5 protein-coding genes are annotated in these 7104 nt (G+C 61.7%); 4 read left to right on the plus strand and 1 reads right to left on the minus strand.

Annotated elements, in window-relative coordinates; genetic code table 11:
• Positions 1-52 precede the first annotated feature (52 nt).
• From ACQ4WY_RS27210 to ACQ4WY_RS27220, 3 genes are all read left to right on the plus strand, one after another.
• Positions 53-1450 carry a tetratricopeptide repeat protein gene (locus ACQ4WY_RS27210; RefSeq protein WP_436506768.1) on the plus strand — a complete coding sequence of 466 codons (1398 nt, stop codon included), beginning with the start codon at positions 53-55 and terminating at the stop codon, positions 1448-1450.
• A 137-nt stretch (positions 1451-1587) separates the two neighbouring features.
• Complete coding sequence (locus tag ACQ4WY_RS27215) at positions 1588-2064, plus strand: DUF4262 domain-containing protein (RefSeq protein ID WP_436506769.1); 477 nt, start codon at positions 1588-1590, stop codon at positions 2062-2064.
• Positions 2061-2504 (plus strand): DUF6386 family protein, encoded by a 444-nt coding sequence (locus ACQ4WY_RS27220; protein WP_436506770.1) that lies wholly within the window; start codon positions 2061-2063, stop codon positions 2502-2504. The genes ACQ4WY_RS27215 and ACQ4WY_RS27220 overlap by 4 nt, the downstream gene beginning before the upstream one ends.
• Before the next feature lie 51 nt (positions 2505-2555).
• On the opposite strand, the gene ACQ4WY_RS27225 is transcribed toward ACQ4WY_RS27220, so the two are convergent.
• A complete protein-coding gene (locus ACQ4WY_RS27225; protein ID WP_436506777.1) occupies positions 2556-4343 on the minus strand; it encodes a GGDEF domain-containing protein in 1788 nt (595 codons plus the stop codon).
• A gap of 408 nt (positions 4344-4751) precedes the next feature.
• Here ACQ4WY_RS27225 and ACQ4WY_RS27230 point away from each other — a divergent pair, with 408 nt between their 5' ends.
• Complete coding sequence (locus tag ACQ4WY_RS27230; protein ID WP_436506771.1) at positions 4752-6941, plus strand: prolyl oligopeptidase family serine peptidase; 2190 nt, start codon at positions 4752-4754, stop codon at positions 6939-6941.
• The last annotated feature ends 163 nt before the right edge of the window (positions 6942-7104 follow it).

The raw sequence follows: 7104 nt of genomic DNA on the forward strand, positions 1-7104 counted from the left end.
GTCCGCCGTTTTGCGCGTGCTGCCGGCAAGCGCAATGTGGATGGGGGCGCACATGGACAAGCACCACACTGCCAGAGATAGCCACCAGGCGTATATCTGGTTCCGCACGGCTGCCGAGCAGGGCAATGCCTATGCCCAGTTCAACCTGGGCTTGATGTACAAGAAGGGCGAAGGCGTGGCGCAGGACGATGCGCGCGCCTTTGTCTGGCTGCGCCTGGCCGCGCTGCAACGGCTGGCTTTCGCGCAGAATCACTTGGGTGCCATGTATTACCACGGCCGCGGCGTGGCGCAGAGCGACGAGGACGCCGTGCTGTGGTTTCGTCGCGCGGCCGCCCAGGGGGATGCTTCGGCCCAGCAAAACCTGGGGCAGATGTACCGCAAGGGGCGGGGCGTGCTGCAGAGCGACGAGCTGGCCCTGGTGTGGTTTTACCGCGCCTCGGAACAGGGCGTAGCCAGCGCGCAATCGCTGCTGGGCGAAGCCTATGCGCAAGGGCTGGGGGCGAAAAAGAACGATGCGCTGGCCCTGGCCTGGTTCCGCAAGGCAGCCTTGCAGGGCGATGCGCAGGCGCAGCTGAACCTGGGACTCGTCTACAAGCGCGGCCAGGGCGTGGCGCAAAGCGATGCGCAGGCGCTGGCCTGGTTCCGCCAGGCCGCCGCCCAGGGCATGGCCGTGGCGCAGCGGCAACTCGGCGTGGCGTATGCGGAAGGCCTGGGCGTGGCGCCCGACCAGTTGCGCGCCTATGCGTGGCTGCAGCGGGCGGCCGAGCAGGATGACGCCGACGCCCAGTTCAACCTTGGCTTGATGCTGGCGCGCGGCCAGGGCGTGGACAAGGATGAGGCGCGCGCCGTCGTCTGGTACCGGCGTGCCGCCCTGCAAGGCCATTGCATGGCGCAATACAATCTGGGTGGCATGTTTGCGGGCGGGCGCGGCGTCGCCCGCGACTTGCACCAGGCGCTGGACTGGTATGCCAGGGCGGCGGCCCAGGGCGCGTCGAATGCGCAGTTCAACCTGGGCGTGATGTATGCCAATGGCCAGGGCGTGGAGCGCGACGAAGTGTGCGCAGTGCGCTGGTATCGCACGGCGGCAGAGCAGGGCGATGCCAGCGCGCAGAACAACCTGGGCGTCATGTATGCGAACGGCCATGGCGTGCTGCAAGACGATGGCCTGGCGGTGCAATGGTATGCGCGCGCTGCCGGCCAGGGCCATGCGCTGGCGCAGTACAACCTGGGCGGCATGCACAACAGCGGGCGCGGCGTGGAGAAAGATCCCGTCTGTGGCTATATGTGGCTGGCGCTGGCGGCAGAGGGCGGCGATAGCGGGGCGGCCAGGGCCCTGGAAGCGGCTGCCGCCAGGCTGGAGCCGGCACAGCTGCAAGAGGCGCAGCAGCGCATGCGGCAATGGCATCAGGTGCGCTCCCCGCTGCGGCCGCTGCGGCCGCAGCGCGACTGAAGCGCCGGCGTCGTGCGGGCGCGCACGCGCACTGCATGCGATAATTGCCGAAGGGCATGTCGCGCCGCAAGGAGGCAATGTGCTATGAGGCAAGACGTGCATGCGGCGCGGGTTTTTGGCACAGTGAAAGGTGGAACATGGTAAGGCAGGCAGGCGAGGATGCATCCGAGCAAAAAGTCATCGACGACATCGCCACGCATGGCTGGCATGGCGTCCATATCAGTGCAGATGAGGAAGGTCCAGCTTATGCCTTCACGATAGGTGCTTGTCATAGCTTCGGCCAGCCTGAATTTCTCATCATGGGTTTGCCGCGCGCCATGGCCCACCAGATACTCGACGTGGCGCTGGACGCCGCGCGCAGCGGCGCCGTCACGGATTTCATGGCCACCACGGATGTCTTGCTGGAAGGCCATCTTTGCGCTTTCGTGCGCGTACCCGTCGAGCAATACCGCAACTATGTCGGCTATGCGCGCTGGTATTACCAGGGCGATGATTTTACGCTGTACCAGATCGTCTGGCCGTCGCGCGATGGCCATTTCCCGTGGGATGCCGGGGCCAACGCAAAGTACGTGGAGAGCCAGCCCCTGCTGGGACCGGCGCCGCTGGCCGCATGACGGCAGACACGTCCGTCAGAATTGTTACCGGCACGGCAACCCTGTGCGTGTTCGACCCGGCCCTCTTGCGTCACAAGCTGGACGATGACTGCGACTGGTGGAGCATCCCCAGTGCGGAACTGGCGGCCGTGAATGCGGGCCAGGTGGCATTTTTCAACGTGGGCGGCGACGGTGCGTATGACCTGGTAGTGCACGATGAACTTGCCGAGCCGCATGTGGTCGTGCATCTGGCTATCGTCTCGGGCCGCGTCTTCATCGGCGCGGGGGAAGACGTCACGGGCGGCGGTCTGGAACCGGACACGGCATACGGCGGCCTGTTCGTGGACGTGCCCGCAGGCAGCTACCGCGTGATGGCGCGCCGCGATGGCGAGTTGATCAGCCTGGCATTCGTGCCCGATACGCGCAGCAGCAATGCGTTTGATGACCTCGTGCGTATTTGATCGCGCCTGTCCGATCCCGATCCCGGTTCAGCCTCTGACTATCAACCTTGCTTAGGCATCCATGCGCGCCAAGCCCGCGCCTTGCCGCCGGTCCAGGAACAGGCTGTTGCCGTGGATTTTCTTCGCCTGCTTCTTCGCTTCCGCCGCCTGCGTGGCAATTTGATGGTGCGTGTAGTACTGGTGCGCCTCGACCTTGATGACGCCCAGCGACAGGCTGATCAACGAGTAAAACACTTTCTTGCCTTGCCGGTCTTCGCTGATGTAGCCGCCCCGTTCGCAGTCGCCCGTGCTGTAGTAGGCGAGGATGGCGGCCGCGAAATCGTCCAGCATGGCCTGGCACCGAGTTTCCCAGTCTTCGCTCTGGAATAAAATCATGAAATCGTCGCCGCCGATGTGGCCGATGAAGTCGCGGTTCGGGTCGCAATGGCTGCTGAGGATTTCTCCCGTCAGCTGGATCACGTCGTCGCCCTTGCGGTAGCCATACACATCGTTGAAGGGCTTGAAGTGGTCGAGGTCGCAATAGCAGACCCAGAAGCGGGCAGCGCTGTGCAACAGGCGGTCGATATGCTCGTTGATGGGCACGTTGCCGGGCAGTTGCGTGAGCGGATTGGCGTAACGGGCCGCGTTGATCTGCATCTGCGTGATTTCCCGCATCAGGTCGTGTCCCGTGCCCATGCCCAGGTAGCGGCCTTGTTCGGTGATGATGAAGCCGTTGAACAGGTGGTGGGCATCCGACTGCACCATGGTATAGCTGAGTTCCTGCAAGCTCGTCTCGTGGTCGGCGATCAGGGGCGTGGCATCCATGAACAGGCTGCACGATTTCTTGCCATACAGTTCGCGCTGGTAGGGACGGGCGAAGTGGTCGATCATTTCGAAGCGGCTGATCAGGCCCAGCGGCACCCCGTCGTCGACGACGGGAATAATCATCAGCTTCGGGTCTTTCAGGAAGATGTCGTACACCTCGTTATTATTGAGTTGCGGCGAGACGGCCGCCACGCGGTGCAGCAGCTTGCGGATGCTGGCGCCGTTCTTTTCCAGGCTGCTGCGCTGCGGATACACGGCCACGCCATTGCGCCCCAGTGCCTGCACCACTTCGGCCGGCAGGGCGCGCGCCGGCACGGCATTGGGCCGGCCCAGGTGATAGCCTTGTCCGAAGGCCACGCCCAGGTCGCGCAAGACCAGCAATTCCGTCTGCGCCTCGATGCCTTCGGCGATCACCAGGGTGCCGGATTTCTCGGCGATTTCCTGGATCGAGCGCACGAACTGCAGTTTCACGGGGTCGTTATTGATGCCCTGGATGAAATGCATGTCGATTTTCACGTATTCCGGGCGCAGTTCCGACCACAGGCGCAGGCTGGAAAAGCCTTCACCCAGGTCGTCGATGGCGATCTGGAAACCCATGTTGCGGTAATGTAGTACCGCTTCGCGCATCAGCTCGTAATCGTAGGTGGGCTGGTTTTCCGTCAGCTCGATGATGACACGGTCCGGGTTGATGCCGATATGTTCGATGTATTCCAGCGTTTCGCCATGGCGCGCATTGCGCAGCAGCAGGCATTCAGGGCTGACGTTGAGGAACAGTTTTCCTGGCAGCTGCAGTTCGGCAAAGCGTTCGAGCACCACTTGCCGGCACAGGTGCTCCACTTCCAGGGTCAGGTCATGCGCGCGCGCCACCTTGAACAGATTCATCGGTGCGTGCAGGGGGCTGTCGGACGGCCCCCGTATCAAGCCTTCGTAGCCGATGATGTCGCCGCTGTGCATGTGGATGATGGGCTGGAACAGCGCGCTGAGCTTGCGGCCCGCCAGGATATCGTGCAAGGCATCCGTCCCTTCGATGGACATGGGGGTCGAAGGCGGCTTCAGGTAAGCCACATTCGATGGCATCGCGCCGGGCGGCGCGGCGGTGGCGGATGGGAGGGCGAGAGTGTGCATAGGCGGACGTGGCGGCACGGCCTCTGGACGGGCCATGAACATGTTGCCGATGGTAAAGAAGATTTATGACGGCATGATGAAACGACTTTGCTTTTGATAATGTTTCTTGTATGAACGTCAGTTTGCCGATTCCGGTGAAAGCGAGATTTATCATGGTCATTCATGTAAATTGTCCAAACAAAAGACGGCAAATCTACCGGATAACTGTGCTTTAAAAGTGGCAATCCGCGCTATGATTTCTCTTGGCGAAAGTCAACATGGGCAGCCGTGCTTGAGCGGCCTGCTTTCCTCGACATCCAACAATGAGACAAACAACCCATGCAATTACGTAGTGCAACCCTCATATTCAGCTTGCTGGCCGCTTTCGGTGGCAATGCCATGGCACAGTCCGCACCAGCATGCCCGGCAGGCGACGGCGCTCCCGTGACGTATCCGCTCAGCAAAAAAGTCGACCAGCAAGACAGCTATTTCGGCACCACCATCGCCGATCCGTACCGCTGGCTGGAAGACGCCAACAGCGCCGAAACGGGCGAGTGGGTCACGGCGCAAAACAAGCTGACGCAGTCGTACCTGGGCACCATTCCCGAGCGCGCCGCGATCAAGCAGCGCCTGACCAAGCTGTGGAATTATGAGCGTTTCTCTACGCCAACGAAGCAGGGTGGCCGCTACTTCTACAGCCGCAACGACGGCTTGCAGAACCAGGCCGTGCTGTACACGGTGAAAAAACTAACGGACGAGCCACGTCTGCTGCTCGATCCGAACACGCTGTCCACGGATGGCACGGTAGCGCTGGCCGGCACCTCGATCAGCCCGAACGGCAAGTACCTGGCGTACGCCACCTCCGCCTCCGGTTCCGACTGGAACGAGTGGAAGGTGCGCGACATCGAATCGGGCAAGGATTTGACGGACCACATCAAGTGGGCCAAGTTCTCCGGCGCGTCGTGGACCAAGGACAACAAGGGTTTCTTCTACAGCCGCTATGACGCGCCGAACGAAGCAACCAAGCTGGCCGATATCAATTACTTCCAGAAATTGTATTTCCACAAGATCGGCACGCCGCAAAGAGACGACGTGCTGGTCTTCGACCGTCCCGACCAGAAGGAATGGGCGTTTGGCGGCAGCACCGTCAGCGACGACGGCAATTATTTGATCATCACGGCCACGCAAGGCACGGAACGCAAGAACCGCGTTTTTTATAAGGACTTGCGCCAGAAGGACGCCAAGGTCGTGGGCTTGCTGGAAGCGTTCGACGCTTCCTACTCCTTCATCGACAATGACGGCCCCGTGTTCTTCTTCAAGACGGACAACCAAGCGCCGAAATCGCGCGTGATCGCCATCGACACGCGTAAACCTGCACCTGCCGACTGGAAGGAAATCGTGCCGCAAAGCGCGGAAACCCTGGTCGCCGTCAACCTGATCAACAATCAGCTGGTGCTCGACTACCTGAAAGATGCGCAAACGCAAATCAAGATCGTCGATCTGAACGGCAAGCTGGTGCGTGAAGTGGCCTTGCCGGGCATCGGTTCGGCCGGTGGTTTCGCGGGCAAGCGTGGCGACACGGAAACGTTCTACTCGTTTACCAGTTTTACGACGCCGGCGACCATCTACCGCTATGACATGAAATCGGGCAAGAGCACGGTTTACCGCCAGCCGAAGGTCGATTTCGACCCGAACGCCTTTGAAACGCGCCAGCAATTTTTCACCAGCCGCGATGGCACCAAGGTGCCGATGTTCATCGTCTCGAAAAAAGGCATGAAGCTGGACGGCACGAACCCGACCTACCTGTACGGCTATGGCGGCTTCAATATTTCGCTCACGCCAAGCTTCTCCGTGGCCAACCTTGCCTGGGTGGAAATGGGCGGCGTCTACGTGATGGCCAACCTGCGCGGCGGCGGCGAATACGGCGAAGCCTGGCACCAGGCTGGCACCAAGCTGAACAAGCAAAACGTGTTCGACGATTTTATTGGCGCGGCGCAGTGGCTGGTGGACAACAAGGTCACCTCGCCATCGAAACTGGCGATCGGCGGCGGCAGCAATGGCGGCCTGCTGGTGGGCGCGGCCATGACGCAGCGTCCCGACCTGTTCGCGGCGGCCATCCCGCAAGTGGGCGTGCTCGACATGTTGCGCTTCCACAAGTTCACCGTGGGCTGGGGCTGGGTGCCTGACTATGGTTCGTCGGACGATGCCGAGCAGTTCAAGGCGCTGGTGAAATACTCACCGCTGCACAACCTGAAGGCGGGCGGCTGCTATCCGGCCACCATGATCACGACGGCCGACCACGATGACCGCGTCGTGCCTGCCCACAGCTTCAAGTTCGCCGCCGCCGCTCAGGCAGCGCAAGGCGGCGCGGCGCCCGTGCTGATCCGCATCGACAGCAAGGCTGGCCATGGCGCCGGCAAGCCGACGACCAAGCAGATCGAAGAAGTGGCCGATCGCTGGGGTTTCCTCAGCCGTTCGCTGAAGATGACGCCGGTAGTGGCGGAGCCGGCCAAGGTGGCGGCACAGTAATCAAGCAGTTGCTGTAAGGTGAAAAGCGCGGGCGCAGTTGGCCCGCGCTTAATGAGATGGTCACCCTCCACCCTATAAGTTACTAAACTTGTAGGGTGTTTTCATTTCTGAAGGAGGCCATCATGGAAACCGTTACGCTCATCGGCATTGATCTCGGCAAACA

Source organism: Janthinobacterium salmonicoloratum (assembly GCF_051380845.1).
Classification (GTDB): Bacteria; Pseudomonadota; Gammaproteobacteria; order Burkholderiales; family Burkholderiaceae_D; genus Janthinobacterium; species Janthinobacterium lividum_F.